This window comes from Psychrobacter phenylpyruvicus DSM 7000 = NBRC 102152, assembly GCF_000685805.1.
Lineage (GTDB): Bacteria > Pseudomonadota > Gammaproteobacteria > Pseudomonadales > Moraxellaceae > Psychrobacter > Psychrobacter phenylpyruvicus.
This window is the reverse complement of sequence record NZ_JMKP01000009.1, coordinates 1-25,381: the sequence shown is the minus strand read 5'-3', so window position 1 is coordinate 25,381 and position 25,381 is coordinate 1. Positions and strand designations below refer to the sequence as shown.

Annotated in this window: 24 protein-coding genes and 2 rRNA genes; 9 read left to right on the top strand and 17 right to left on the bottom strand. The window is 42.4% G+C overall.

The window, feature by feature from the left end:
* Positions 1–50: 50 nt before the first annotated feature.
* On the bottom strand, positions 51–305 hold the full coding sequence (locus tag G561_RS0105275) for a (2Fe-2S)-binding protein (RefSeq protein ID WP_425271675.1): 255 nt from the start codon (positions 303–305) through the stop codon (positions 51–53).
* 218 nt (positions 306–523) lie between these two features.
* A complete protein-coding gene (locus G561_RS0105270) occupies positions 524–1,165 on the bottom strand; it encodes a thiol:disulfide interchange protein DsbA/DsbL (RefSeq protein ID WP_028858616.1) in 642 nt (213 codons plus the stop codon).
* 448 nt (positions 1,166–1,613) lie between these two features.
* Between G561_RS0105270 and ubiG the strand changes: the two genes are divergently transcribed.
* The 4 genes from ubiG to G561_RS0105250 all read left to right on the top strand — a co-directional run bounded on the left by ubiG (position 1,614) and on the right by G561_RS0105250 (position 4,681).
* Positions 1,614–2,450 (top strand): bifunctional 2-polyprenyl-6-hydroxyphenol methylase/3-demethylubiquinol 3-O-methyltransferase UbiG, encoded by an 837-nt coding sequence (ubiG, locus tag G561_RS14020; RefSeq protein WP_051584383.1) that lies wholly within the window; start codon positions 1,614–1,616, stop codon positions 2,448–2,450.
* Positions 2,451–2,568: 118 nt separating this feature from the next.
* On the top strand, positions 2,569–3,276 hold the full coding sequence (locus G561_RS0105260; RefSeq protein ID WP_028858615.1) for an HAD family hydrolase: 708 nt from the start codon (positions 2,569–2,571) through the stop codon (positions 3,274–3,276).
* 119 nt (positions 3,277–3,395) lie between these two features.
* Positions 3,396–4,172, top strand: a complete 777-nt coding sequence (locus tag G561_RS0105255; protein WP_028858614.1) for a YciK family oxidoreductase — start codon at positions 3,396–3,398, stop codon at positions 4,170–4,172.
* A 242-nt stretch (positions 4,173–4,414) separates the two neighbouring features.
* Positions 4,415–4,681, top strand: a complete 267-nt coding sequence (locus tag G561_RS0105250) for a DksA/TraR family C4-type zinc finger protein (RefSeq protein ID WP_028858613.1) — start codon at positions 4,415–4,417, stop codon at positions 4,679–4,681.
* A 182-nt stretch (positions 4,682–4,863) separates the two neighbouring features.
* On the opposite strand, the gene ompR is transcribed toward G561_RS0105250, so the two are convergent.
* Positions 4,864–5,610, bottom strand: coding sequence for an osmolarity response regulator transcription factor OmpR (gene ompR / locus G561_RS0105245; protein ID WP_007395826.1), 747 nt, complete (start codon positions 5,608–5,610; stop codon positions 4,864–4,866).
* 449 nt (positions 5,611–6,059) lie between these two features.
* Between ompR and G561_RS0105240 the strand changes: the two genes are divergently transcribed.
* Entirely contained in the window at positions 6,060–8,552 is a 2,493-nt protein-coding gene (locus G561_RS0105240; RefSeq protein ID WP_028858611.1) for a Tex family protein, read from the top strand.
* 149 nt (positions 8,553–8,701) lie between these two features.
* Here G561_RS0105240 and G561_RS0105235 read toward each other — a convergent pair whose 3' ends face one another.
* Positions 8,702–9,961 (bottom strand): saccharopine dehydrogenase family protein, encoded by a 1,260-nt coding sequence (locus G561_RS0105235; RefSeq protein ID WP_028858610.1) that lies wholly within the window; start codon positions 9,959–9,961, stop codon positions 8,702–8,704.
* A 621-nt stretch (positions 9,962–10,582) separates the two neighbouring features.
* Between G561_RS0105235 and dapA the strand changes: the two genes are divergently transcribed.
* The 4 genes from dapA to cutA all read left to right on the top strand — a co-directional run bounded on the left by dapA (position 10,583) and on the right by cutA (position 13,219).
* On the top strand, positions 10,583–11,491 hold the full coding sequence (gene dapA, locus G561_RS0105230) for a 4-hydroxy-tetrahydrodipicolinate synthase (protein WP_028858609.1): 909 nt from the start codon (positions 10,583–10,585) through the stop codon (positions 11,489–11,491).
* 123 nt (positions 11,492–11,614) lie between these two features.
* Complete coding sequence (locus tag G561_RS14015) at positions 11,615–11,965, top strand: hypothetical protein (RefSeq protein WP_037031748.1); 351 nt, start codon at positions 11,615–11,617, stop codon at positions 11,963–11,965.
* A gap of 113 nt (positions 11,966–12,078) precedes the next feature.
* Positions 12,079–12,798, top strand: coding sequence for a phosphoribosylaminoimidazolesuccinocarboxamide synthase (purC, locus tag G561_RS0105220; protein WP_028858607.1), 720 nt, complete (start codon positions 12,079–12,081; stop codon positions 12,796–12,798).
* A gap of 109 nt (positions 12,799–12,907) precedes the next feature.
* Entirely contained in the window at positions 12,908–13,219 is a 312-nt protein-coding gene (gene cutA, locus G561_RS0105215; protein WP_028858606.1) for a divalent cation tolerance protein CutA, read from the top strand.
* A 3-nt stretch (positions 13,220–13,222) separates the two neighbouring features.
* Here the strand turns inward: cutA and yjgA are convergent, their stop codons facing one another.
* The 13 genes from yjgA to G561_RS0105150 all read right to left on the bottom strand — a co-directional run.
* Positions 13,223–13,732: a ribosome biogenesis factor YjgA gene (gene yjgA, locus G561_RS0105210; protein ID WP_028858605.1), complete on the bottom strand. Its 510-nt coding sequence runs from the start codon at positions 13,730–13,732 to the stop codon at positions 13,223–13,225.
* 79 nt (positions 13,733–13,811) lie between these two features.
* A complete protein-coding gene (gene rapZ / locus G561_RS0105205) occupies positions 13,812–14,756 on the bottom strand; it encodes an RNase adapter RapZ (protein ID WP_028858604.1) in 945 nt (314 codons plus the stop codon).
* Positions 14,757–14,875: 119 nt separating this feature from the next.
* Positions 14,876–15,736: a pantoate--beta-alanine ligase gene (panC, locus tag G561_RS0105200; RefSeq protein ID WP_028858603.1), complete on the bottom strand. Its 861-nt coding sequence runs from the start codon at positions 15,734–15,736 to the stop codon at positions 14,876–14,878.
* A 98-nt stretch (positions 15,737–15,834) separates the two neighbouring features.
* Positions 15,835–16,647 carry a 3-methyl-2-oxobutanoate hydroxymethyltransferase gene (gene panB / locus G561_RS0105195; protein WP_028858602.1) on the bottom strand — a complete coding sequence of 271 codons (813 nt, stop codon included), beginning with the start codon at positions 16,645–16,647 and terminating at the stop codon, positions 15,835–15,837.
* A gap of 60 nt (positions 16,648–16,707) precedes the next feature.
* A complete protein-coding gene (gene folK / locus G561_RS0105190; RefSeq protein WP_037031744.1) occupies positions 16,708–17,214 on the bottom strand; it encodes a 2-amino-4-hydroxy-6-hydroxymethyldihydropteridine diphosphokinase in 507 nt (168 codons plus the stop codon).
* Between the two features lie 23 nt (positions 17,215–17,237).
* Complete coding sequence (gene pcnB, locus G561_RS14010) at positions 17,238–19,343, bottom strand: polynucleotide adenylyltransferase PcnB (protein WP_037031741.1); 2,106 nt, start codon at positions 19,341–19,343, stop codon at positions 17,238–17,240.
* Positions 19,344–19,488: 145 nt separating this feature from the next.
* On the bottom strand, positions 19,489–20,085 hold the full coding sequence (locus G561_RS0105180) for a rhomboid family intramembrane serine protease (protein WP_028858600.1): 597 nt from the start codon (positions 20,083–20,085) through the stop codon (positions 19,489–19,491).
* A gap of 145 nt (positions 20,086–20,230) precedes the next feature.
* Positions 20,231–21,223, bottom strand: a complete 993-nt coding sequence (locus G561_RS0105175; protein ID WP_028858599.1) for a 5'-nucleotidase — start codon at positions 21,221–21,223, stop codon at positions 20,231–20,233.
* A 296-nt stretch (positions 21,224–21,519) separates the two neighbouring features.
* A complete protein-coding gene (locus tag G561_RS0105170; protein ID WP_028858598.1) occupies positions 21,520–22,809 on the bottom strand; it encodes a TRAP transporter large permease in 1,290 nt (429 codons plus the stop codon).
* Positions 22,806–23,333 (bottom strand): TRAP transporter small permease, encoded by a 528-nt coding sequence (locus G561_RS0105165; RefSeq protein WP_028858597.1) that lies wholly within the window; start codon positions 23,331–23,333, stop codon positions 22,806–22,808. The genes G561_RS0105170 and G561_RS0105165 overlap by 4 nt, the downstream gene beginning before the upstream one ends.
* Before the next feature lie 17 nt (positions 23,334–23,350).
* On the bottom strand, positions 23,351–24,421 hold the full coding sequence (locus G561_RS0105160) for a TRAP transporter substrate-binding protein (protein ID WP_028858596.1): 1,071 nt from the start codon (positions 24,419–24,421) through the stop codon (positions 23,351–23,353).
* A gap of 455 nt (positions 24,422–24,876) precedes the next feature.
* Positions 24,877–24,990 (bottom strand): 5S ribosomal RNA (gene rrf, locus G561_RS0105155).
* A gap of 150 nt (positions 24,991–25,140) precedes the next feature.
* A 23S ribosomal RNA gene (locus tag G561_RS0105150) occupies positions 25,141–25,381 on the bottom strand; the annotation flags it as partial.

The following is a 25,381-nucleotide window of genomic DNA, read 5'->3' as shown; positions in this document are numbered from 1 at the left end:
ATACTAGGTTAAACTCAGTTAAGCACCACTCAATTAAGCACCATTCAACTTTATACGGCATAGGCCAGTTGACCCGCCAATTCGCTATCCACGCTCATGGCTTGATGCTCTTCTAAAAAGTCATTAACCATAGGCTCACAGCAGCCACAGCAAGTCGCTACATCCAAAGTTGCTTTTAAGGCATCCATAGAATTGACGCCTGAAGCAAGAGCGGCTTTTATTTGACGGTCTTTAACATTATTACATATGCAAACGATCATCTTGATATCCTCATCTATTGGCTTGCCAAAGCGCTTCCGGTTCATAACTTAATCCATATGATAACGATAACGGTTCTTATTTACAATATTTTTTTATCCAAAACTCTTCTAATTTACAAAACACTCCTACTTAGTAAGACTGGGTTCATAAAACTTCAGCACCCTATTTTTTTAGATAAGTCACATAAAAAAAGACCAAGCTAAGCTCGGTCTTTTTTTATATTTAGCGGATAAATGAGATATATAAGACAAATAAACGAAAACTATTTGCCAGCTTTTAAGTCTGTGCGTACTTTTTTCACTAAGTAATCTACTACTTTTGGCACTTTCTCAGACTCACCTTGTACCACATATCTACCATGCACAACCACAGCAGGCACACCCGTTAACTGATAACGTTTAGCGCCTGCTTTTGAACGAGCTACTTTGGTACTAACCGCAAACGAGTTATATAGGCTATTGAATTTCGTTTGATCTAGGCCTTGGCTCGCGTACCATTTAGATAGAGAGTTTTGGTCAAATAGACGTTTGTTGTCTTTATGAATAGCATCAAACAACTTATTGTGAGTTTTTGCTTGATAGCCCATCAATTGAGCCGCATAGAAACCACGCGCATTAACTTCCCACATTGGATTTAGGGCAGCTGGTGACTCTAAAAACAGCACATCGCTAGGCTTGGTCTTGGCCCATTTTTGCATATGCGGATTCAAGGCATAACAATGTGGACAACCATACCAGAAGAACTCACGAACAATAATTTTGTCGCCACTAATGCTTTCAGGATTATCCAATACTACATAGTCTTTACCTGCCACATAATCTGCTGCGGAGGCTGGCATCGAGGCTAAGCCCACAGCGGCAACTAAAGAGGCTAAAGCAAAACCTCGCTGAGAATAAAACTTCATCGTAATTCCTTAAGAATATGTATATAGATAGGTTGGGGATCAATATTGAATTTGAAGTTCGCCACTTGGATACTTGGAAGCTGGTAGCCAATCCATAAGTATCAAATAACAGTTAACCTAAAATATGATAATCAAGGCCAACGAGTCGTCGCTACTTATTCAGATAACGCTATGATAACGCATTTATCAGTGCTGTGTGAACCGTAAGCTTTGCTAAAACCTTAATAGATGGTTAAATATGCGTTATTGAGTTATCGCAATTGGCCTAATAAGTAGCGTTAAATCTTGTAAAACACTGTAAATTATCGTCTGTAAACCCCGCCATTGAAGATGCCCTATTTTATTAAGCATGGTAAGATAGACGGTAATCATTATAGACTCAAAATAATAAGATTAACCCACTTAGCAATAAACTCGGTTAATAATTAGACAACTTTTAGGATAACTCATGACCCAGTTCAATACGCCAACCAGCTCAACTCCTTCTGATAGTCCCGTTGCAAACGCTGAAACACAAAATACCACTTCAAGTGCGACCCAGCAACAACACAACGATTTGGGTAATAACGTGGACATGAGTGAGGTGGGTAAATTCACCCAGCTCGCTAATCAATGGTGGGATAAACAAGGCCCATTCGCCACTTTACATGAGATTAACCCGCTTCGCCTAAATTGGATTGAAGAAAACGTCATTCGTCATATGGGCACAGGGTTAACTGCAAAAACAGTACTGGATGTGGGCTGTGGCGGCGGAATTTTGACGGAGTCCATGGCTCGCAGAGGCGCTGATGCTACTGGTGTCGACTTAGGTATTGAGAATTTACAGGCGGCGACTGTCCATGCCGAGCAATCGGGGTTAACCGACCGTTTACGCTACAAGCATATTGCTATTGAGCAGTTGGCGGCTGAGCAGCCTGAAAGCTACGATGTAGTCACTTGTATGGAGATGCTCGAACACGTTCCTGACCCCAGTCAGATTGTGCAAGCTTGCTTTGATTTATTGAAGCCAGGCGGCGTTTGTGTTCTATCTACCATTAACCGCAACCCTAAGTCCTACTTATTTGCCATTATTGGCGCCGAATACGTCCTACGCTTATTAGATCGGGGCACCCATGATTACGCCAAGTTCATCACCCCAGCGGAGCTGGATAAAATGGCGATCAATGCCGGCTTTAACCGTCAAGACTTAATCGGCTTGCATTACAATCCAATTACTAAGCGTTATTGGTTAGCACAAAATGTTGATGTGAACTATATGATGGCGGTGGTCAAGCCTACTGAATAGCCAAACCAGCTGAGTAGCTAAACCAAGCAAAGAGCTATATACAGTACGCTTTGATTTTTCTGTCTTTTGAGTCTTTTAAATTAAATTACTTAAACCTTCCTTTAAAAAAGAATAAATTATGTCAGCAAATTATGTCAAAGCCGTCTTGTTTGATTTAGACGGCACTTTAATCGATACGGCAGCAGATTTTATCCGCATTATTGGCCGTATGTCTGAAGCCAATGGTTGGCAGGTCCCCTCTAATGATGCCATTCGTGAGCAAGTTTCAGCAGGGGCAAGTGCCATGGTCAGTTTAATGCTGAAATACAATAACCAACCTCTTACAGAAGAGCAGGTGCAGCTGTATCGTCAGCAATTTTTGGACCAATATGAAGCGGATATCTGCGTCGACAGCCGAGTGTTCCCAGAGCTTGAGTCTTTATTAGACTTCTATGATACAAATGACATCCCTTGGGGTATTGTTACTAATAAGCCCCGCTACCTATCTACCAAGCTTTTAGAGTGCCTAGATCTCGCTGAGCGCTGTTCTGTCTTAGTCTGTCCTGACGATGTGAGTAACACTAAGCCTGATCCGGAACCAATGTACCTCGCTTTAGAAAAACTTGAGTTACCTCGTGGTATTGCCAATAGCGTGATCTATGTTGGTGACCATATTCGTGATGTTCAAGCTGGTGCAGCAGCTGGCATGACCAACGTACTGGCCAGCTATGGCTATATTCCCCCTGAAGATCAAGATAATTTAGAAGCTTGGGGCGCCGACTATATTGTTGAGTCCCCAAAGGCATTGGTAAAACTGTTACGCTCAAAACAGTTTGATTATCTATAGTTTTACTTTTTTAAATCAGTGCTTTTAACACCGCTATAACAGTGCTCTGTAAATAGTAATTTTTTAAGTAAAGCTCTCTTTAAAATAAATTCTCTTTAAAATAAAGAAATAGTGACCTTATGACGCAAACTCCTTTAACCCACGAACAAATTCGCAACTTTGAGCCTGAGCCAAACTGCTTACAAGGTAAAACCATCTTAGTCACCGGTGCAGGGGATGGTATCGGCCGAGTCGCTGCCCTAACCTACGCAAAGTACGGTGCCACTGTGTTATTGCTAGGTAAAACCTTAAGTAAGTTAGAAGCCGTTTACGATGAAATTGAGGCGGCGGGTGGCAAACAACCTGCGATTATGCCGATGAATCTTGAAACGGCTAGCTATAGCGATATGCAGCAGTTAGCAAACCTTATTCAAACCGAAATTGGTGAGCTGCACGGCGTGCTGCATAATGCGGGAATCTTAGGGGCACTAACCCCGCTAGAGATGTATGACATCGTGACCTTTGAGCAAGTGATGCGCATCAACACTACCGCAACCTTTATGCTGACTCAGGTACTCATGCCGTTGGTCAAAGAAGTGGATAACGGCTCTTTTGTGTTTACCAGTAGCTCAGTCGGTACTCATCCTCGCGCTTTTTGGGGAGCCTATGCCTTATCGAAGCAAGCCGTTGAGGGTATGAGCGATATTTTTACCCAAGAGACTCAAAACACCACCAGCTTACGCTTTAACTGTATCAATCCAGGCGGCACCCGCACCAACATGCGCGCTCATGCCTATCCTGGTGAGAACCCAATGAGTCTGAAGACTCCAGAAGATATTATGCCGGCATATGTGTGCTTAATGAGCGATGCTAGCATTGGGGTAAGAGGTCAGGTTATTGCTTTGCAACCTAAATAACCTATCTTGCTAATAAACTTTATTGCTAATAACCTGCATCACTAATAGCTTAAATCCTCCTAAATATCGATAATAACTTAAGCTATGCTAAAAGCAGAAGCCCTCGAAGCTTCTGCTTTTTTGTGCCTCTAAGCTTATTGTAACCGCCAAGCTCTACCTTGAAAAATAGGCTGATAGCCCCATAATATAAGGATAAGCCCTGATTTTATTTGGGCAAATCTAAATAAGAAAAGGAGTCTATTATGGCTGGAGGATGGGCGCGCGATGGCGCAGAGCACGAACAAATGGATGCCACCGTCAATGATGCTCTTGAACGGGCAAGGAGAGCCTTGCCTAAAGGTGAAAGCTTAGAATTCTGTGAGGAATGTGGCGAGCGTATCCCAGAAGCTCGGCGTCAAGCCTTGCCTGGAGTAGAGCACTGTGTCAAATGCCAGTCTGAGCTAGAAGCTCATACCAAGACTCAAGAGCTGTATAATCGCCGTGGCAGTAAAGACAGTCAATTGCGTTGATTTATTAGCTAGGCGTTAATTTATTGGCTCTGCATAAGTAAAGACAGTTATTAACGACAATGGTCGGCATTGATTTATAAACTATAAAAAAGCACTAAATATAAAAAGTTGTTAATATAAAAAACTAAAAAGGCACTCTATATTAAATAGAGTGCCTTTTTTTTGGACAAAGAAGCTATTATTTAGGCATCTTCTTCATCGGGAACAAACACGTAGCCCACGCCCCAGACTGTCTGAATATAACGAGCCTGCGAAGGATTGTCTTCAATCAAACGACGTAAGCGTGATACTTGAACGTCAATAGAGCGCTCCATAGCGCCCCACTCTCTGCCGCGCGCTAAGTTCATTAACTTATCGCGAGTTAACGGCTCACGAGGGTGCTGCACTAGAGCTTTCAACACTGAGAACTCACCGGTGGTTAAGGTCACCACGTTACCATCACGTTTTAAGGTACGTGTTGATAAATCCAAGGTCCAAGGTCCGAACTCTACCACTTCTACCTGCTGCGAAGGAGCGCCAGGTAACTCACGGCTATGACGACGTAAAACCGCTTTAATGCGAGCCAGCAACTCTTTTGGGTTAAATGGCTTGGGTAGATAATCATCCGCACCCGCCTCTAGCCCGGCAATACGGTCACTGTCTGAGCCTTTGGCAGTCAACATAATGATAGGGATATCACTATTATCTTCACGCAAGCGCTTACAGATGCTAATACCATCTTCTCCTGGTAGCATTAAGTCTAGCACCACCAATGAGAATAACTCACGTTGCATCAATTTATCCATCTGACTGCCATCATGAGCGGTGCGCACCACAAAACCGTCGTCTTCTAGAAAGCGTTGTAATAAAGAGCGCAAACGGGCATCATCATCTACTACCAATATACGGTGGGTTAAACTGTCGGTATTGTTTATTTTATTGTCTGACATAATATTTTCCTGCTGTTTATTTATTATAGTAACCCAGAGGGTAAAGGGAAAAATACATTTTGCATTTTAATTGCTAAAATAAAATTGAATTAGGTCTTATGTTATATATGGTTATGAAGCCAGCATTAATCAATGATTAACTTAATAATATACGGTACTCATTGCAGATAATGCTAAGGGACTATTGCCTCAACTTGTTAGCCGTCCTAAAATCCTCTATTGCCCATCGTCTATTATAATTTAAGACAGATAACATTAAGCCTGACAATGGACATCATTTAGTGTATAAGATTATGAAACAAATTACACACCTATTACATAGTAGTGCTGTATGGGTTTGTTAAATAATCAAGACTTATTGACAGAAATAAACATAAATACGCAAAAGCGTTTTTATTATGTCAGCTTTTGTTATAATGCCAACCACATTTATTAACTTCGATACGGATATGAACCAAACCGATACCCCAACTACCAACACCCCTACCAGCCAAGGCAGTACTAACTTGCCGGCTGATGTCATTGCCAACATCCATACCAAGCTTGCAAAAGAGCTGGGCATTAAGCCTGCGCAAGTCAATGCGTTTGTTAAGCTTTACGACGAAGGTGCTACGGTGCCGTTTATCGCCCGTTATCGTAAAGAAAAAACGCAAGGCCTAGATGACAGTCAACTACGTGCTTTGGAAAAAGGCCTGAATTATGAGCGCGACATGGCGTCACGTCGTGCTAAGATTCTTGAGCTATTACAAAGCCAAGGCAATCTAACTGAAGCGTTGCAAGCTCGCATTGAGCAAGCCACCTCAAAGCTTGAGTTAGAAGACATCTATCTGCCTTATCGTCCTCGTCGCCGCTCTTTGGCTGCCAAAGCACGTGCTGCAGGCTTAGGTGAGGTCGCTGAGAAGCTATTAACCACCGAGATCACTCCTACTGAGGCGCTACAGGGCTATCAGTTACCTGAGACCATTACCGATGATACCGGTAGTGAGATTGAGGTCGACTTCTCAGATGCCGAAAAACAGCTGGCCGGTGTTGAAGCCATCATTATCGATGATTGGACTCAAGAATTAGAGCTACTGGATGCTTTACGCACAGGTTTCGCTAAGACAGCCACCATCAATTCAAGCTTGGCTTCTGAGGAAAAGCGTGAGGTTGGTGAGAAATTTGCGGACTACTTTGAGCATAGTGAGAGCTTAGCTCGCCTACCTAATCACCGCCTACTTGCCATGCTACGTGGCCGTCAAGAAAACGTACTGGTGCTTAAAGTCGACGGTGAAGACGCTCCTTTTGTTGAAAAAATTATTAGCAACTTTGAATTAGATGCCAAGCAGCCAGAAGAGCGTCGTGAATTCTTAGTAGCGGCTGCCAATAGCTTGTGGAAAGACAAATGGCGTCCGCACTTAGAGCACCGCTTATTAACAGAAAAACGCCTGGCTGCCGAAGCCGATGCCATTGATGTCTTTGCTAGTAACCTTCAGCACTTACTGATGGCAGCCCCGGCTGGTCGTAAAGTAATTCTAGGTGTCGATCCTGGTATTCGTCATGGCGTAAAAATGGCAGTTATCGATGCGCAAGGTCAGGTTATCCGTGATGCTGACAACACCCCTGCCACCGCCACAGTGTATCCTTTTGCTCCAGACAACAAAATGGATGAAGCAAAAGCCACTATCTCTGAGCTATTAAAGACGCATAACGTTGAATTAGTAGCAATCGGTAATGGTACGGCCAGCCGTGAAACCGATGCTATGATCAAAGAAGTTATCGATGCCGATGACGCCATCACTGCCAAAGCCGTCGTGGTAAATGAGTCTGGTGCTTCTGTCTATTCAGCCAGTGAGTTGGCTAGTGATGAATTGGCAGACTTAGACGTGTCAATCCGCGGCGCTGTTTCTATTGCTCGTCGCCTACAAGACCCTCTATCAGAGCTGGTGAAAGTTGAGCCAAAAGCCATTGGCGTCGGTCAATATCAACATGATGTGAACCAATCTCAGCTGTCTGATAGCTTAGACAAAGTTACTCAAGACTGTGTGAACGCAGTAGGCGTTGATGTAAACACTGCCAGTCCTGCCATTTTGGCTCATATTGCCGGCCTAAACCGCAACGTGGCTCAGCAGATAGTAAATTATCGCAAAGAACATGGCGCCTTTACCAATCGTGAGCAGCTAAAAGACGTGCCAAGACTGGGCGTGAAAACCTTTGAACAGGCCGCAGGTTTCTTACGTATCCGTGATGGCGAAGAGCCTTTAGATGCCACTGGTGTGCATCCAGAGAGCTATGATTTGGTAAAACAAATTCTAGAAAAATCTGGTAAAGACATTACTGAAGTCTTAGGCAATGACAGTGTGATTCACACCTTAGCCACTGATGGTATTGAAGCAGCTAATGATGAAAACATTAGTCTTGCGGCCATTAAACAAGAGCTTGCTAAACCTGCCCATGACCCTCGCCCTGAGTTTAAAACGGCTCAGTTTAGAGACGACGTAAATAGCATCAGTGATCTAGAAGAAGGCATGCAACTAGAAGGCGTAGTAACTAACGTCACTGGCTTTGGCTGCTTTGTGGATGTAGGCGTTCACCAAGATGGCTTAGTGCACATCTCTGAGATGGCCAACGACTTCGTTGAAGACCCAATGAACTTGGTTAAACCAGGCGATATCGTCACTGTTCGTGTGATTTCAGTAGATGCCAAACGCAATCGTATTGGCTTCAGCATGAAATCAGAGCAAGCAGTAGCACCCGCTAAACGTGCTACTGCTGCTGATAAGGCAGAGACTAAGGCTGCTCGCCCGCCACGCAGAAGCAATAAGGCCAAAGCTGCTAACAGAGGCGGACGTAACAGCCCACGCAATGATAAAGCCAAAACCAAGCCTGCTGCGAAGCAAAAGCCTGAAGAGAACAAAATTGGCTCATTAGGTGCTTTATTAAAGCAAGCCGGCCTTAAATAGCTACTTAGCCAAATTGTCTATTATAAATTGACTATTATTAAAAAAGGACAGCCCTCAGGCCTGTCCTTTTTTGTGTGTTATTAAGTACGTTATTTAGTTTTATATTCAGCTTATAGTTTGTTATTCAGCTTATATTAGCTACTACAAAACTATGCTGATAACTCTACAAACTCAATGCCAGCGTGATCTTGTAAGCGCTTAATCAAGGCTTCACCCATCGCAGCAGCCGGAGTCCAAAAACCTCCCTCCACCTCTTGCCTACTAATATCTTGCAGGAGACACAGTGCACTTTGTGACAGCATTTGACAAGTACCACCATAACCAGGGTCTTTGTCACCTGTCACCTTGGTTAATACTTCATGGTTGGTATTGGTATAACCAAAGAAGCGAATATCGAAATAGCCATTTTCTCGCTCTGACTTAGAAGGGCCATCACCAGATTTGGGTAGTACATGCTCATTTAACAGATCACGGCTAGGCTTAAACATCATGCTGGCCGCAAAGCCTGCAATACCTGCCGTCATTCCATAACTCATAAGACGACCTTTCAGACCTGCTGGCAACCACATGGCTTCATCATATTTAAAGTCACGACCATATTGATAATCCCGTAGTTGATTGGAGCGATGAACAATACGGGTATTAATGGAAGCCATAATAAAGGGGGCTACCCAGCGCTCATTTTCAGCATCCCACTGAGGAAGGTTAATATTCTGTTGACGCACATTAGGGCGATTTTCATCATCATTTAACAGATAAGGGTTGGCCAACTGTTTACGCAGCGATTTATCTTTGCCAAGCTCCTCAAAGATAGTAGCCATCGAAGACACCGTCCCGCCTGACACACCTCCTTTAGCCGCTTTCACCCGCATATTAATGGTTTCGCAATATTCGCCATACTCTTTTTGGGCACAGTTTTGGGTGAATAGTACGCCTAGATCGGAAGGCAGGGAGTCAAAGCCACAAGAGTTGACGATACGCGCCCCAGAATCTTTAGCAGTTTGTTGATACTTATCGAGCATGTTTTTGATGAATAAAGCTTCACCCGTTAAGTCGACATAGTCTGTGCCATTCTCAGCACACGCTTTGATCAAAGGCTCTCCATATTTTAGGTAAGGTCCTACCGTGGAGATTATTACTTGGGCTTGGGCGGCCATTTTATTTAGACTATCGGCGTCCTCACTGTCTGCAATAATAATCGGCAGCTCGGTATTACCTACCTGCTGCTTAACTTGCTCCAATTTTTGTTGATTGCGACCAGCAATTGCCCAGCTTACTTCATTATCCGTATTGTCTGCGGCTAAGAACTTTTGCAAATACTCAGCAACCAATTGACCCACAAAACTTGTGGCACCATAAAGAACAATACCGTATTTATGCTGTGAGTTTTTTATGTTTTCATTTGTCATATATTTTAATCCCTTAGAATATTTATTATTTATTTAAGTAGCTATTTATTTAAAAAACTATTTATTGAACTAGCTTTATTTAACTAGCTGTTGATTTAGCTATTGACTGATAAAGCCAACAGTTATCAATTCATTAAAGCATACTGCTTTATTATCCGAAACTACAGTTTGTAAGAGTGCCTTAGTTTGTAGCAATAAATACGGTAAAAACTGAGGGTTCGTAAAATTTCACTTTTTATTCATATTTTTATCAAATGTGTGGTATCGCATAGCGCCATTTAGACGTAAAATAGCTTAATGATTGCTTAAGGGCGAATGTGCTACACTAATTGCAATTTTTAAACCTGTTTTCAACCTTAATGCTGCATAAAAGCTAAGGCAATTGCATAGGGGAAGCGGGCTTACCATTACCCAGCTTCAAGATTGAATACCACTAACTTCCCCTACTTGCCGTGATTTTATTACGCAGCCGTAAATTTTAAATGAAATGTTAGTTGCGTAGTAAAAAGCACTTGTTATGATAGTCCTAGCTACTATCAAATCCGCTCAAAAAGATTGATATGACAAATAAACACGCTAATATATTGAAGTAACTTTAGTTAAAAATAACAAGGCAATATTATGAGTAACCCCTATTCTGAATTTAAAACCAAATTACAAGGCTCAATGGTTGCCTTAGTCACTCCTATGCTGACTAATGGGGAGGTAGATTATCCTCGTCTAGCTGAGCTAATTGACTGGCATATTGAACAAGGTACAGACTCTCTAATAGCGGTCGGTACCACTGGTGAATCTGCTACCTTGTCGATGCAAGAGCACAGTGATGTGATTCGCTTTTTTGTAAAACACGTTGATGGCCGTATTCCTGTTATCGCCGGAACCGGTGCCAACAATACCCAAGAAGCCATTCATTTAACCTCAGAAGCCAAGGATGCGGGTGCTGACTGTGCCTTGTTAGTAGCGCCTTATTACAATAAGCCCACTCAAGAAGGCTTATTTCAGCACTATAAAGCGATTGCCGAAGCTGTAGATATGCCACAAATGCTTTATAATGTGCCAGGCCGTACTGTGGTAGATATCGCACAAGAGACGGTTGAACGCCTAGCTGATATTGAAAACATTGTCGCCATCAAGGACGCTACTGGTTCTGTAGAACGTGGAAAATTGCTAATTGAAGCTTTAGGCGATCGTATAGTAGTGCTATCAGGTGATGATGGTACAGCGCTGGAGCTTATGAAGCATGGTGCTAAAGGCAACATCTCGGTAACGGCAAATATCGTGCCCAAGGCCATGAGCCAAGTATTCAATGCCGCTTTAAAAGGTGACTTTGAAACTGCTACCAAAGTTCACGACACCATTGCGCCACTACACAAGTTGATGTTTATTGAATCTAGCCCTATTCCAGTGAAGTATGCTTTACATAGAATGGGCAAAATTGAAAAAGGTATTCGCCTACCAATGGTCTGGTTAAGTGAGCAGTACCATGAGCAGGTAGATGCAGGCTTACGTGCCGCAGGTTTAATTGACTAATAGCGTCAATTAGCTCCCAGTATGATTAACTTCGGTACTTTTGACTATCAGTACTTTTGAATACAAGCTGTATGGTAGTGAGAAATTTATCTCTTTGCTTATACAGCTGACAAAGGATGACCCATGTCTCACATTGAACTTTCAAATCACTCACAGCCCTCTGTAGCTGCGACCTTGCGCACAGCAATGAAGGTTGCGATTATTGCGGCCAGCAGCGTTGCTTTTTTATCAGGATGCCAAGCGACTAAAGGGGCTTTTAGTAAAATTGACGATGGTAGTTTGGCTTATCAAAAAGCTGAAAAACTTGACCCTATTCAATTGCCCGCAGATCAAGAGACCGCCCCTTTTGTTCCGCTTTACCCTACTCCGGCTGTAGGAGTTAATACCCTTGATATTGAGAACGAGTCTGGTAAGCGTTATGAGTTACCACCTCCTCATCGTCAAGTGCCCGCAGCCAATCAAACTAGCAATTAATTGTCAGCTTGATTATTTAGTTGTTTACTTACTACCGCCACTCTACTTTTTAAACCCCCTTTTAGGGATACTGACATAACCGCTCAGTAAACTATATGCATAGGACTTAAATCATGCAGCTTCAAAAAAAAGACCTGCTTTACAAAGGCAAAGCCAAATCTGTTTATGAAACAGACAACCCCGATTACTTAATCCTTCACTTCCGTGATGATACTTCTGCTTTTAATGGAGAACGTATCGAGCAGCTAGGTCGTAAAGGACAAGTGAATAACCGCTTCAATGCATTCATTATGCAAAAACTTGATGAAGCCGGTATTGAAACTCACTTTGAAAAGCAGCTTTCTGACGATGAAGTGTTGGTAAAACGCTTAGAGATGATTCCTGTAGAGTGTGTGGTACGTAACTTTGCAGCGGGTAGCTTAGTACGCCGTCTTGGCTTACAAGAAGGTCAGCCTCTGAACCCACCTACTTATGAGTTATTCTATAAAGATGACGCTCTAGGTGATCCTATGGTCAACGAATCGTTATCAGTAGCATTAGGCTGGGCAACTCCTGAGCAGCTGGCTAAAATGAAAGAGCTTACTTTTAAAGTAAACGATGTATTAAAACAGTTATTCGATGAAGGCGGCTTAATGCTAGTCGACTTCAAACTTGAATTCGGCGTATTCCAAGACCGTATTGTATTAGGTGATGAATTTTCACCAGATGGCTGCCGTATTTGGGACAAAGAAACCAAGAAAAAACTAGACAAAGACCGCTTCCGTCAGAGCCTAGGTGACGTGATCGAATCTTATGAAGAAGTGGCTCAGCGTATTGGTGTGCCCTTAAACTAAGCAAGCTTTACCGCCTTACGTTGCTTTAACACAGCCGACTATGATTAAATTATAGTCGGCTTTTTGTATTAAAAAGACAATAAGACTATTAAAAAAAGGCAATAAGATTATGTACAAGCTTACTGTATTTATTCCAGAACCTAACTTAGAGCCGGTAAAACAAGCTTTATTTGCCGCAGGGGCAGGCCATATTGGTAACTACTCTCACTGCTGCTGGCAGGTTAAAGGTACGGGTCAATTCATGCCTAGAGCTGGCAGTCAGCCTCATATTGGTAAACAAGATAGGGTTGAGCAAGTAACCGAATGGCGGGTAGAGATGGTGGTTGCTAAAGAGAAGATCTCTGAGGTTATAGAAGCATTAAAGCAGGCACACCCTTATGAGACGCCTGCTTATGATGTGATCGAGGTAATAGATATCTAACCATTAATCTAACTGACTCAAGATAGCCACCTCTTTGATGTAGCTCAGTAAGTCTGTTTCTGATTCTTTCAGCAGCTCATCATCATCCATGTGCTTGGCATATTCAATCCATAGTAGTAGCTGAAATAAGCTATTACGCTCTGCCGCTTTGAACTGCTTGCAGAACTGCTTTAAGGTGCCTTCATCGTTAATATTTAAGCGCGTATACCACCCTTCAATTTTAACGGCTTGCTCTTTACTAAAGCGGATCTGAAATAAGGCGTCTACTAAAGCATGACGATCTTCTTCACTGATCAGCTTCCCCACTCGCTTAATTTGGCGATTACGGGCTGCCGCACTGGTAATGTCGGACAAAGCCATCAGTTCAGCCAAGAAGTATTCCGTTGCTGGCAGTTTCTTCATCTGCTTTTTGGATAAGGCAGCCAGAGGCACAGACAGCTTCTGTAAGCGCTCATGGGCTTTTTTTAGTTCAGTGCGAGAAACTCGCATGTCATGTTCGGACCAATCAATCATAAAAATCTCAAATTAATAATAAAAATAATATCAGTATTCTGGTAAAACTTTGGGCTGCGCAGTCCTAGCATACCTGCCTTTAGTGTCCCCAGTGCAATTTTTCACGGTGTTTAATCATTGCTTTTAGCTCGCTTGGCAAGCTTTGTGACAATCTAGCATGTAGCTTCTCAGTAATAAATACTGAACGGTGCTTGCCCCCTGTACAGCCAATTGCTACCGTAACCGTGTGTCTATTGTTGTGCAAAAACTCAGGCAGCCAGCGATTTAAAAACTGGTAAATATCCTGCTGCATTTCATCCACTTCTGGAAACTCTGCAAAAAACTCAGCCACCTCAGCATCCTGACCGGTCTTAACCCGTAATTCAGGATTCCAATGGGGGTTTGGTAAGATACGCACATCAAAGATAAAGTCCGCATCGATGGGCACCCCAAACTTAAACCCAAAGGACAGCAGGTTGACCGTAATTTTATTGTCCACCCCTATCGACTCACGCACCAACTCTTTTAGCTGATGAATATTAAGGGTACTGGTATCAATGGTGATGTCAGCCTTGCTAGCAATCAACTGTAGCGCTTCGGTTTCCTTCTTTATGGCGCTGGGCAAGTTTTTGACATCACAACTCGACATCGCCATTAGAGGATGCACTCGACGTGTGGCAGCATAACGTGCTACCAATACCGACTCTTGGGCAGTAACATAAAGGATTTTAACGCTATTAGCACCATAAGCTGTCAGGAGCTGCTCATAAATATTCTTAAAACTAGAGGAGTCTGCTTGTAACGTTCGTATGTCTACGCCCAATGCTAGTTTTTTAATATCCCCATCTTCTATTAACTTTTCAGCGGCTGCGGATAATAACGATAAAGGCATGTTATCGATAACGTAATAGCCTAAATCCTCTAGAATATTAAGTACTGAGGTTTTACCAGAGCCGGAACGTCCGGAAACAATCAAAACCTCTACCGCTAATACCTTAGAATTCGGCTGTTGTAATGTTTCAGCTTCTGGCTGCTTGGCAGACATATGGTAAACTCCCTATCCTTGTATTGTATTGTAAGATGCTATAAATATTGCTCAAATAACTAAAGCCAACACGCTTCGCACTTTTATCTCAATACTGCATACCACACTTAAAGCAACTGCTAAATATCAACCTCTTGGTTATCCAATAACCGTGCTTTACCTAACCAGGCAGCTACCGCTATTAACCAAGACTGCTTGCCAGCAAATTCAGTAATTGGCGTTAAGTCTTGGTTTTTTACTTCAAGATAATCAACCTTAAAACCTTTAGCATTAATTTCGGCTATACTTTGCTCAATCAGCCTTTTAAGGTCAGTCTCACAGGTAGCCTTACCATCTTGTAATTTTAGCGCCAAGTCTTGAACCGCTTTATGCAGCTCAGGAGCCTTAGCTCGCTCTTGTTGTGTTAAATACTGATTGCGTGAAGACAATGCCAATCCATCTTCGGCACGGACTATAGGGCCACCAACTAGCTGTATATCAAAGCTTAAATCTCGTACCAACTGCTTAATAATGGCCAGTTGCTGATAGTCTTTTTTACCAAATACGGCCACATCAGGCTGGATGATATTAAATAGCTTAGTCACCACAATGCCTACGCCATCAAAGTGGGTAGGACGTGATTTACCACACAGTATTTTACTAATATTACCTGCTAATACCTGAGTCGGAGGGGGCATAACTGGGTACATCTCATCCACCGTAGGAGCAAAGATATAATCCGCTTCTGCTGCCTTTAACTTGTCAGTATCTGCCTCTAAAGTTCTAGGATAACTGTCTAAATCTTCCCCCGCACCAAACTGGGTAGGGTTAACGAATATACTGACCACCACGATATCTGCATGCTGTTTAGCCAATTTCACTAAAGAGATGTGGCCTTGGTGCAGATTACCCATGGTAGGCACTAAGGCTATTGTTTTATTTGCTCGTAGCGGTTTAAGCGCTTCACGTAACGATTTAATGGAGTTATAAGTGGTGGTCATGCAGGTATCCTAATGGTCCAATCTATTGCCAACTAAAAACTTTTATTAGAATATTAATATTCAAGCTAAGCCGCCAAGACCGTCTTAGCTAGGGGTAATTAATTAAATTGATGCTGTGGTTGAGGGTAGCTGCCCTCTTTAACCGACTTATGAAATAAAGCAAAAGCGCCCTCTACACTGCCGGCATAATCACTTTGCTGATTACGCTCATCGGTTAAGAAGTCATGGACAAAACGTGCCACTCTCCCATGAGTAACTCCGAGCATGTCGTGCATCACCAAAACTTGACCATCGGTATCAGCACCAGCGCCAATACCAATTACTGGTACATTCACAGCTTCCGTCACTTGTTTTGCCAAAGCCGCCGGCACACACTCTAACAAAATAATTGCTGCACCCGCTTCGACAACCGCCTTCACATCCGCCATTAGTTTGGCAGCACTATCCTCTGTTTTACCCTGTACTTTATAACCGCCAAACACGTTGACAGATTGTGGAGTTAAGCCCAGATGAACACAAATAGGAGCCCCAGCCGCCGTTAATGCTGCTACCTTATCTACCAGCTCTGCCCCGCCTTCTAACTTAATAACTTGCGCCCCTGCTTGCATAATTTTTCTAGCATTAGCAATAGTATCCTCAAGTGTGACATAGCTCATAAAAGGTAAGTCCGCTAGAATCAGCGCATGCTTGTTGCTACGCGCCACGTTCTCGGTGTGATATACCATATCTTCAACGGTCACCGGTAACGTTGAGTCATGACCCTGAACCACCATACCCAAACTATCGCCGATTAAGATAGTATCGACCTCAGCATTCTGCATCATTTTTGCAAACATCGCATCATAGCAAGTAAGACAGCTAAATTTACGACCGTCTTTTTTGTATTTATTTAAAGTCGACAAAGTAATCATATAGGGCCACCTAGAAGAAGTAAGCAGATAAACAATAAAGAACCAACTAAATATTTTGGCCTAAGACAAACGAGTGAGTCCCGACCAATCCTGACTTAGTTCCAAGTCAGTAATAGCAATCTCATTAATTTTCACAGTAGGATTTAGCTCAGCCAATGGTATCAGAACAAAATTACGCTGGGTGATACCAGGATGAGGCACTATTAAGGTAGGGCTATTTATTTGCTCGTCACCATAAAGCAACACATCCACATCCAAGCTTCTTTCACCCCAATGACGCAGACGAACCCGCTGTGCTTGCTGCTCTAATTGTTGACACAAGCTCAGTAAGTCATGAGGCTCTAAAGTGGTCTCAATTTCAACAACAGCATTAATAAAGTCTGGCTGATCTTGGGGACCCATAGGCTTAGAGGCATAAAGAGATGAAGCCTTCACCTGAGTTACTTTAGGATGAGCCTGCAAGCTTTGTATCGCATTATGAATGTGCTGACTAGGACTGCCCAGCTCATTGGTAATATTACCACCTAGCCCCAGATAACAGCGTTTGCTAGTTAAGGCTTTATTCATGATAACCGATATCCTATGACAGATTATGACTGGCTTTTTTTGCTAGTATTTTTTTCACTGACACTGACCGTAGAGCTTGGCTCACGCCGACGACGTGTAGCAGGCACTCGATCACTTTTAGGAATAACTTTATCAGCAATAACTACTGCAGCTGGACTAGTTGTGGCTGAGCTGCCCTGCTTAGCCGCTGTCACTGTTGGCTCAGGCTTAGAAGCTACTAACTGCTTAGCCTTAGCTGCTTGACTGTCGTCTACTTTACTGTGAGAGGCAGTTTTGGCAGTTATCGCCTGTGACTGCTTCTGATCTTCAGTAGCATTCTGCTCACTCTTGGCTGCTTGCATACGCTCAGAGTATGAAAGCTTTTGGCTCGGCTGACGACGGCGACGCTGACTAGGTATAGGCTCCGCTTTTGGTAATAACACCACATCTTTTTTTACCACCAACTGTGAAGAAACCACCTTGTCTGTGCTGGTCTTAGCAGTACTCTTTGGGGACGGCTTAGCTGTACTTGAAGATTCACTTTGCGTTACTGACTGAGCATTCTCAGCAGCAACTTGGGTGGCTTCAGCTTGCTTAAGTTGTTGCTTTTCAATATCCGACTGCTGTGGCACTTGTTTTGCCATTTTATCGGCATTGATGGTAAATAGCGGGCTTGGTTGGCTTTTTTGAGAGCTGTGCTCACCTGCTAACTTACCCAAAGATAGCTTCTCAAGTTGCGCTCTTTCAGCAGCATAATGTTTATTTTGAGTAGAACTACTGGCTTCTATTTGCTTGGGAGGCTTAGGGCTATAAGCAGTAGCCTCCTTGTTTGCCTTAGTAGCTGAATTGCTTTGGTCGTTGTCGGTACTGCGGTTTCTACTGCGATTGCGGTTACGACTTGATTTACTAGCACCGCGGCGACTGTCTCCAGCGAAGCTATCAATAGCTTGCTGCTTTTGTTTTTCTGAGAGCGTCTGATACGTTTGCCACCACTCTCCCATGCCATTGGTCGACTCAGACAGTGGATTCAACTCATCACCACATTGCTCACGCAATAATAAGAAGTCAAAAGCGGCTCTAAATCGAGGATGCTCTGCCAACTGTGCAATCTGTTTCACTCTAGGATTGGCAAGCTTGGGCTGCATTACCCAGATATCACGGATAAACTGCTCGGCAAAACGTGGAATTGCAGTCTTAATACGCTGGCGATCGATAACTTTGCTGGCGGCTTGTAGCTGTGCATCATGAAATGGCATGTTTTTCTTTTTAAACTTAGCCAATTGATGCAAGTAATTGTCCCAAAGTAGCGCTGCATAAAAGAAAGCAGGGTTGATACTTTTACCCAAAGCAATGCGCTTATCGGTATTGATAGCAACTTGATTCACTAATCTGCTGGGCTGTTCCGGCGGGTAGATGATTAAATGACGAATGGCGCCATATTCAAACAATAGCGGCAATAAAGGAACTAAATAGCCGCCGGTGAACATTTTCTGCGACTCATCATATAATCTATGCGGAGAAACTTGATCCAACAAAGCCCAGTTATCATCATGGAACTGCTCTGATAACTCTTTATCAAACTCAAATCCGAGTTTGGCTTTAAAGCGTAAAGCACGTAGTAGCCTGACTGGGTCTTCTTCGATGCGTATAGGTGCATGGCCCAATAATCTAAGGGTTTTATTTTTGATGTCATCTAACGCATTACAGAAGTCATGTACCACTCCTTTTAAAGGCTCGTAATACATAGCGTTAATTGAAAAATCGCGGCGAGCAAAGTCTTGATGAATGTCGCCCCAAACGTTATCACGAACGATCATACCATCACTGGTAGTATGCTCATTACCAGTAGGTGGTGGCGCACGGAAAGTGGCCACTTCAATCATGTCACGGCCTGAATACACATGTGCCAATTGAAAACGACGCCCAATAATACGGCAACGCTTGCCAAACAAGTCTTTCACTTCATGCGGTCTTGCATCAGTTACGGCATCAAAGTCTTTTGGATTGAGACCTAAAAGTGTGTCACGGACCCCACCACCGACAATGTAAGCCTCAAAACCAGCCTTGCTCAAAGTGGCAATCACTTCAATAATCGAATTGGGTAAATCCGCCTTACTTAACCCTAACTGCTTGGCTGAACGTTCTGCCATGCATCTACTCCCTACAAACTAACAAAAGCCCATGATTACCCGCCGAATTTTCGGCTAAGTAAACTAAGGCATATATAATCGCTAGTGTAACAAATTTTCAAGGTTGGTGCCCAACATACTGAACCCTGACTACATTAATACCTGCTTAGTAATTATTGCCATAATAATGCTTTGAATTAGCCCCAATTAACAAACCAATACACAATCCGCCAAAATGCGCCGCAAATGAGATGCCTGTTTGGGGCATAAGTCCTTCTTTTAAGACGAACCAATAGCTCGCCCCCATCAATATACAAGCCAATAGATAACCCCAACGCCTAGCAAAAATAGCCCCACCGATCATATATCCCAGCATTGCAAATATTAGTCCTGATGCTCCAATATGGATAGAGAACGGCGACCCTAACCCCCAGGTCATTAATCCAGAACCAATAATTAGTTTTACTATCGTTCGATAAGCATTACGCTCAAACAGTCCAAACAAAAATAATATTTGCACTAAAACAAGCGTATTTCCCATTAAATGAGCAAAATTACCATGCATCGTCCAAGATGAGGTGACCCCAATTAAACTATTTAAACTCAGACTACGCGGAATAATTCCTAACATATTCCAAAAATTAAATAATATCGTACTGTTTAAAACATACATCACCCATATGGGAATCAAAACGAAGCCATAAAGGCCAATCACTTGACCAAGACGATGTTTAATAAGGTTAGATATTTTTTGCCAATTCATATATATCGCCATATGGTAGGGGGTTTAAACGCCCTATTTTTGTGATAATTAAGCCCGTAAGCACCGTATAATTTGGGCGTGAATAGCGACTCGACTGATTATGCTTAGGTTGCTACACTCTACAATAAATAGTTCCAAATAGCATTTAACCAGATCGCTTGGTTCTAGGAATCCAAGTATGGTTATAAAGTTTGGAGGTGGAGTGATAAGGCACTAAGGCAGTGGGCACATAGTTTCTGGCAGCCTCAATATGCTGAACAGAGTCATCGAAAAAGATATGCGGTGCAAAGGTTTTTAACACTGACGTTTTTTCAAGACCACCCAAAAAAAATGCCATATCTACCGAAACGCCCCACTCACGCAAGGTCTTAATAGCCCGTAAATCAGCCGGTGCATTGCGTGCAGTGACCAACGCAATCTGAATGGGTTGAATGTCTTCTGTATGAGGCAACCTATCTTGTAACAATGATAGCTTGATTAATAAGTCTGCATAAGGTCCTTTCTCAATAGGCAAGTCAGTCATTTCTGCTTCTCTATCATGGAACGCCTTAAGACCCTTTTGCTTATATAGTAGTTCGCCAGAGTCATCAAATAACACCGCATCACCATCAAAGGCAATGCGTAATTGCTCTGTATCTAACTTAAAGGTATTAACCGGTGTCGCATCCAATATAGCACAGGCACAGATCTTGGCGTCTGCCACACTTTGTGCATCTTCTCTATTGGTAGTCAAAAAAAGATCCACCTTAAAGTCAGCGATATAGTCAGCCACCTCACCGCCAGAAATAAACGCTGAACGGGTAATACATAAACCTCGTTTTCGAATAGCATTTAATACTCGAATTCCCGTTTCAGGACAGCTTTTCGAGATAATAACAACTTCCACTAAAGGGGCATTACTTTCACAGCCGTTCTCAACATAGTTATTTAAATTTAATATGGCCTGAATCAATGGGAAGCCCGCCCCTATTTCTAACGGGTCGTTTTCATGCTGCTGCATATACTCCCGAAATCTTTGGGTAGCTGTAAACGGATCTTGTTCAATCAGCTGTTCACGATACAGTTCGGATTCATTTAAATCAAAAAGTGCGGTTGCGGAGATCGCAACGATAAGGGTATTAGATAAGTCAATGGACATTGAATATAGACCAAATAGAGAAATTAAAATGATAGAGAAATCGAAATAAAGTAAAAAGCTTAAAATTTAGCCTCATCGCTTAGTTAGTCAACAATTATATCGATTAAGTCAAAATAATAAGTTTAAATATGTTTCCCCTATTGTTGTATAACTATTTTTAGACTTGTTAAGCAGTGTCCTATCAGTTCACGCTTATCTTCATAAAAAAAACCACACTATTAAAGCAAATAGCATGGCCAATTTAGGATAATTGATCAAAAAATGATCGGTTTAAAAAAGTAACAGTTTCGCTTGGTTTAGCTTAATAAAACCAATGAAATCGAGGGAAAAGCCACAAGTACAACCAAGCGAATCACATCTGAAACAATAAAGGGAGTGACTCCTTTAAACATATCACTCAGCTTAATATGCGGTGCCATAGCTTTAATTACAAAGATATTCATGCCCATGGGCGGTGTAATAAGACCCAGCTCAACCGTCAATACCGCAATAATACCAAACCAGACAGGATCATAACCTAATGCCAAAATAATTGGAAAAACTACAGGTATAGTAATCACTAGCATGGCTAAGGCATCCATAAATAACCCAAGCAGGAAGTACATGATCAAAATACCAATTAATACAACAAGCGGACTAACCTGTAACGCTCCAATCCATTCAGCCAATGAGCTGGCTATCCTTGATACATTAATAAAAAGCCCTAATGCCTCTGCTCCCAGTAACATAAAAAACACCACCGCTGACAGTGCTAGGGTTTCAGTTAAGGATTGTTTTAACCCTTTAAGACGCATGCCCTTAAATACTGCATACAACCAAGAGGCAAAAGCTCCTACAGCCGCCCCTTCAGTAGGGGTAAATAAGCCAAAAAATATTCCAGTAATAATAATAATGAAGATAAAGCTAAAAGGAATAAGGCCTGTTAAAGAAAACAACTTCTCTTTCCAAGAAGTTTTTTCGCCAGGCTGTGCTAAATGAGGCTTCCATCGAACCATAATCATCACAGTAATAGAGTACATCACCATGCCTAATAGCCCAGGCAAAAAACCAGCGATAAACATATCACCCACTGACTGCTCTGTTAAAATGGCATAGACAAGTAGTGCAATACTAGGTGGAATCATAATCCCCAAGGTACCACCCGCCGCCAAAACACCACAAGCAAAACCTGGGTTATAACCATGCTTTTCCATTTCTGGCAACGCGACCCGAGTCATCGTTGAAGCTGTAGCTAATGAGGAGCCTGAAATAGAAGCAAAAATACCTGAAGACCCTATCCCAGCTATACCTAAGCTACCGCGCACACCGCCAAATATAGTCCTAGTCGCGTCAAATAATTTTCCGGCCATTCCAGAATGAGCGGCAAATACCCCCATAAGAATGAATAGAGGTATCGCACTGAAATCATACTTAGCCAACACATCAGTTGGAATATCCTTCAACATTTGTAAAGAACCACCTGGGCTTGTCACCGCACCAAATCCGATAAGTCCTGCTCCTAACATAGCCAAAGCCACAGGTACTCGAAGGCATACCAGCATAATCATGACAATTAAGCCAACCGCACCAATAATTTCTGGACTCATGCGCCTGTCTCCTCAGCATCAAAGAACTCGCCTGTTCTAAAAATATTGATAGATTCAATCAGTGCGCGTATCGCTAATAAGGCGCTAAGAAACGAACCAAAAGCGAAGATAGGTGTCATTGAAATTCTAAGGTCTTGTGTGGTCTTACCAAACTCTTTGGCATCTAAAGCACTGTCATATAGACCCCAAACAAATATCACCCCCAGTGCAAAAAATCCTACCATAAATATGCCCATCATATAGCCTTTGATATGCTGAGGCATCTTTTGAGTAAATACATCTACAATAACTTGTGAGCGCTCAACATAGGCGGCGAAAGCGGCTAATAACGCAAAGAACATCATGTAAGATACGATTTCAACAGTACCTTTGATGGTAAAGCCAAAATCACCCATTGTAAGCTTGAATAAATACCTAGTAATAACATCTGCGATGGTCACTAACACTATTATGACTAAACTTACACCACCGATAAATTCACAAATCCTTGCAAGAAAACGACTAATGCTGGTCAATGCTTGCATAGTAAACTCCTATTAAATCAGGCTTCACAGGCAGCACTTGCCGCTTTTGCTTTTTCATAAACACCCGCTGAATCTAGCCCTAAGTCTTCAACATCCTTTAAATATTTTTGCGTTCCTTTTTCAAGGGGGCCCTTCCAAGCAGGATCGTTTAGTGGATCAGGTATCTCAACAAATTGATCGCCTTTATCTCTTGCTTCTTGCAATACTATCTTATCGTGCTTATCAAAAACCTCCCCAACTTTCATTGCTAGAGCCATACCAGAGTTATCATCAATGACTTTTTGTAAATCAGCTGGTAATCCATTGTAGGTCTCTTTGTTCATTGAAACCATAAGACCCGAACTATAAAATGGTATGTTTGTATGGTACTTAGTAACTTCATCTATTTTGAAGGTTTTGACTGCCTCCCAAGGGAAGCTTAAGCCATCTACCACACCACGTTGTAATGAAGTATAAATATCGTTGGCTGGAAGCCCTACAGGTGAAGCACCCATGCTCTCCAGAATATCACCAGCCACTGCTGAGGGCCGGCGAATACGCATGCCTTTCATATCATCAGGGGTAGTAATAAGTTTATTTGAGGTATGCAGTACCCCAGGACCTGCCCCATACATGAAGAGCAAATGAGAATCCTCATACTCACTAGCGATAGTGCCATTCTCATATAAGGTTTGTAAAATACAACTCATTTGGGTAGCTGAACTTGATAGGCCCGGCAATTCTGCAATTTGAGTTAATGGAAAGCGGCCACTAGTATAACCGTGGGCTTGAGAGCCTATATCCACAGTACCTTTAACAGCAGCTTCATAAGTTACTTGAGGTTTACTGAGAGTAGCTGAAGGATATAGCTCAATTTTTAATCGACCCTTCGACTCTTGTTCGATGGTCTCCACCCAAGGCTTTAGTATCTCTTCATTAAATGAGGACGTAGCGGGCCAAAAATGGGAAAAGCGTAAGATAGTAACTTCGTCAGCGCTGACTGCAGTAGACGCTGAATCTTCAGTTTTATCATCAGTAGAAGAATTAGAGCAGCCTAAGAGGCTAAAAGAAAGTAGAGCTGTAGCATAAACAGAGGTACGGAGTTTCATTATCAATTCCTTTGATAAACATGGGAACCTATTGATCCTTAATAGGCCTGTATAATCTTAGCTCGTACTTTTTAAACAATGGTTGTGACTTCGAGGTAATAGACCCTGTCAATCTTCATGACTGAGTAAAAACCCAGACTATTATTTTAAAATCAAACTTTGTTTTTTAATATAAGTTAATGACTATTTATTAAAACTAACAACTATAATGAGTTAAGTCAAATCATTTTATAGGTCAAACTCAGAAGTTTGACCCTTACTGCATACGTCATATGGCTTGAGAATAATAAATTTTTTACAATAAATTTAATATTAATGGATATAGGTTGTTATCTTAAAAAGATAAAACCAAAAACCTCAGCAATTCAGTGCGACAGTTAAATCAAAAATTAAAATCCAGACAAAGGAAAAAGCCCCCACTCAAATTAATGAATGGGGGCTTTTAAAGTATAGGGAGCTGACGATGACCTACTCTCACATGGGCGAACCACACTACCATCGGCGCTACGATGTTTCACTTCTGAGTTCGAGAAGGGATCAGGTGGTTCCATCGTGCTATTGTCGTCAGCAAAGGGGGTATAGATATGAGTTGTGTTAAGGGTTAGCTTAACTTTGTTTGACTATGTATATCAGAACCTGAATCAAGTCACTTATAATTTGTGATTATCAGGATGATATCGAAATAATTATAGCTTAATACAAAACCACTTGGGTGTTGTATGGTCAAGCCAAACGAGCAATTAGTACAGGTTAGCTACACGCATCGCTGCGCTTCCACACCCTGCCTATCAACGTCCTAGTCTTGAACGGCTCTTAAGGGAAATCTAATCTTGAGGTTGGCTTCCCGCTTAGATGCTTTCAGCGGTTATCCAATCCGAACGTAGCTACCGGGCAATGCCATTGGCATGACAACCCGAACACCAGCGGTTCGTCCACTCTGGTCCTCTCGTACTAGGAGCA

Coding starts and splice junctions, on each gene's coding strand:
- G561_RS0105275 (WP_425271675.1), bottom strand. CDS start 305: ATGAACCGGAAGCGCTTTGGCAAGCCAATAGATGAGGATATCAAGATG.
- G561_RS0105270 (WP_028858616.1), bottom strand. CDS start 1,165: ATGAAGTTTTATTCTCAGCGAGGTTTTGCTTTAGCCTCTTTAGTTGCC.
- ubiG (WP_051584383.1), top strand. CDS start 1,614: ATGACCCAGTTCAATACGCCAACCAGCTCAACTCCTTCTGATAGTCCC.
- G561_RS0105260 (WP_028858615.1), top strand. CDS start 2,569: ATGTCAGCAAATTATGTCAAAGCCGTCTTGTTTGATTTAGACGGCACT.
- G561_RS0105255 (WP_028858614.1), top strand. CDS start 3,396: ATGACGCAAACTCCTTTAACCCACGAACAAATTCGCAACTTTGAGCCT.
- G561_RS0105250 (WP_028858613.1), top strand. CDS start 4,415: ATGGCTGGAGGATGGGCGCGCGATGGCGCAGAGCACGAACAAATGGAT.
- ompR (WP_007395826.1), bottom strand. CDS start 5,610: ATGTCAGACAATAAAATAAACAATACCGACAGTTTAACCCACCGTATA.
- G561_RS0105240 (WP_028858611.1), top strand. CDS start 6,060: ATGAACCAAACCGATACCCCAACTACCAACACCCCTACCAGCCAAGGC.
- G561_RS0105235 (WP_028858610.1), bottom strand. CDS start 9,961: ATGACAAATGAAAACATAAAAAACTCACAGCATAAATACGGTATTGTT.
- dapA (WP_028858609.1), top strand. CDS start 10,583: ATGAGTAACCCCTATTCTGAATTTAAAACCAAATTACAAGGCTCAATG.
- G561_RS14015 (WP_037031748.1), top strand. CDS start 11,615: ATGTCTCACATTGAACTTTCAAATCACTCACAGCCCTCTGTAGCTGCG.
- purC (WP_028858607.1), top strand. CDS start 12,079: ATGCAGCTTCAAAAAAAAGACCTGCTTTACAAAGGCAAAGCCAAATCT.
- cutA (WP_028858606.1), top strand. CDS start 12,908: ATGTACAAGCTTACTGTATTTATTCCAGAACCTAACTTAGAGCCGGTA.
- yjgA (WP_028858605.1), bottom strand. CDS start 13,732: ATGATTGATTGGTCCGAACATGACATGCGAGTTTCTCGCACTGAACTA.
- rapZ (WP_028858604.1), bottom strand. CDS start 14,756: ATGTCTGCCAAGCAGCCAGAAGCTGAAACATTACAACAGCCGAATTCT.
- panC (WP_028858603.1), bottom strand. CDS start 15,736: ATGACCACCACTTATAACTCCATTAAATCGTTACGTGAAGCGCTTAAA.
- panB (WP_028858602.1), bottom strand. CDS start 16,647: ATGATTACTTTGTCGACTTTAAATAAATACAAAAAAGACGGTCGTAAA.
- folK (WP_037031744.1), bottom strand. CDS start 17,214: ATGAATAAAGCCTTAACTAGCAAACGCTGTTATCTGGGGCTAGGTGGT.
- pcnB (WP_037031741.1), bottom strand. CDS start 19,343: ATGGCAGAACGTTCAGCCAAGCAGTTAGGGTTAAGTAAGGCGGATTTA.
- G561_RS0105180 (WP_028858600.1), bottom strand. CDS start 20,085: ATGAATTGGCAAAAAATATCTAACCTTATTAAACATCGTCTTGGTCAA.
- G561_RS0105175 (WP_028858599.1), bottom strand. CDS start 21,223: ATGTCCATTGACTTATCTAATACCCTTATCGTTGCGATCTCCGCAACC.
- G561_RS0105170 (WP_028858598.1), bottom strand. CDS start 22,809: ATGAGTCCAGAAATTATTGGTGCGGTTGGCTTAATTGTCATGATTATG.
- G561_RS0105165 (WP_028858597.1), bottom strand. CDS start 23,333: ATGCAAGCATTGACCAGCATTAGTCGTTTTCTTGCAAGGATTTGTGAA.
- G561_RS0105160 (WP_028858596.1), bottom strand. CDS start 24,421: ATGAAACTCCGTACCTCTGTTTATGCTACAGCTCTACTTTCTTTTAGC.